Origin of the sequence: Novipirellula herctigrandis, from assembly GCA_007859835.1 — a bacterium.
GTDB classification, from domain to species: domain Bacteria; phylum Planctomycetota; class Planctomycetia; order Pirellulales; family Pirellulaceae; genus Novipirellula_A; species Novipirellula_A herctigrandis.
The window spans coordinates 1-1692 of sequence record SJPJ01000002.1 but is presented as its reverse complement, the minus strand read 5'-3'; the positions used below and the strand labels follow the sequence as shown (position 1 = coordinate 1692).

The 1692-nt window shown below is 53.8% G+C and carries 1 protein-coding gene; it reads left to right on the top strand.

Annotation, left to right across the window (positions count from 1 at the left end; all coding sequences use genetic code 11):
• Window positions 1–98 precede the first annotated feature (98 nt).
• Window positions 99–1547, top strand: coding sequence for an IS1380 family transposase (locus tag CA13_RS30880; RefSeq protein ID WP_146399087.1), 1449 nt, complete (start codon window positions 99–101; stop codon window positions 1545–1547).
• The last annotated feature ends 145 nt before the right edge of the window (window positions 1548–1692 follow it).

Below are 1692 nucleotides of genomic sequence, written 5' to 3'. Positions count from 1 at the left end.
CTAGCCCGGATTATTCACGAGGGTGCAAACAAAAAGGGCCTTTCTGACGTCTAAGTGTTTAGCTAACAAGCACTTTCGACAAACCAAAAAGGCCCCTCATGAGCTTACAGTCTGCGCAGCAATTTGTCTTCGGTTTTTTTCAGAATCGTCCCATCCAATTTGAGCAAGTCCAGGAGAAGCTATCCTCCGACGGCGGGCTGCTCGCCTTCTCTCAATTGGACCAGAAACTGCGCTGGACCGAGACCTTTACCCACCTGATTTCCGATCCACGCAGTGATCCTCAACACACCGCGCTCTCCATCGTGCGGCAACGCATCTTCGGTATCATCGCCGGCTACGAAGATCAAAACGACCATGACTCCCTCCGAAGCGATCCGATCTTTAAACTGATCGCTGAGCAGTCTCCCGACGACGATGACTTGGCTAGCCAACCGACCATTTCAAGGCTCGAGAACACAGTCACTGCGGGAAACCTCCTTCAAATGGAAGATTGGTTCATCGATCGCTTCGTCGAGTCTTTCGAGCGAGAGCCGACAGAAATCACGCTGGACATTGACACCTTCGACGATCCCGCTCATGGCAATCAGCAACTGGTTCTCTTTCACGGCTTCTACAACCAGTACCAATATCAAGTTCGCGCGATCACTTGTGCCGAGAATGATATGATCGTGTTACCAAGTCTGCTGTTCGGTTCGGCACATGCAAGCTTGGGTGCCGCCGATGATTTGCAGCGTGTAATCGAGAAGATTCGCAAGCGGTTTCCCCGTGTAATGATCCACGTTCGAGCCGATTCGGGTTTCGCAGTTCCCCATATGTACGAAACGTTGGAGCGATGCGACAAGGTTCTTTACAGCATCGGTTACCAAATGAATTCCCGTGTCAAACGCGAAAGCGACGAGCTTTTGCAGCAAAGCGTGGCGGCGTTTCAAGCGACCGGCGAGGGGCAAAGGAATTTTCTGCTAATTGATTACCAAGCCAGGACTTGGTCACAATCACGAAGCATCGTGATCAAGTGCGAGGTGAATTCTCAAGGCACCAATCGACGAGCCGTGGTCACTAATCGTCCAGGCGCAAACGTGTGTCCTGGGGGCGTTTACGAGGAATACTCCGATCGGGGCGAGAGCGAAAATCGCAACAAGGAACTCAAGTGCGAGCTGTGCTGTGATCGCTTAAGTGATCATCGCTACATGGCGAACTTGTTTCGAGTGATGATGCATTCTCTGGCGGCGAACCTCTTGGTTCGGCTTCGTGCCATTGCCGAAATCAAACCGACGATGGAGGAGCCTGGCTGCGACGAAATACCTCTAGAGGCACAGAGGCCGTCTGTGAAACGCCGCCATCACACTCGCCGTCGCCGTCGGGATCCACTTGGTAAAGGCCACGCCTGCACCTGGCGAACTCACGTGATCAAGGTGGCCTGTCGCGTGGTTTTCAGCACACGCCGAGTACGCGTGCAAATCTCTTCAAGTTGGCCGTGGGCCAACCATCTCCGACGAGTGGCCGAAGCGTTGGCAGGGTACCGTCCATCGCTTCTACCTACGGACTAAGTCAGCCAATCGGATGCAAAGTTTCAATGGGGGAAAGGGGGCCTTGCGCCTTGTCGGCGTTCAGCAGCCACGGTTACACCAACTCAACCCAATTCAGTTGCCAATCACCCCGCGAAGCAGCGGCCGTGAATAATCCGGGCTAGGC

Bases quoted from the DNA above. Each gene is read 5' to 3' on its own strand.
- CA13_RS30880 (WP_146399087.1), top strand. From the start codon at position 99: ATGAGCTTACAGTCTGCGCAGCAATTTGTCTTCGGTTTTTTTCAGAAT.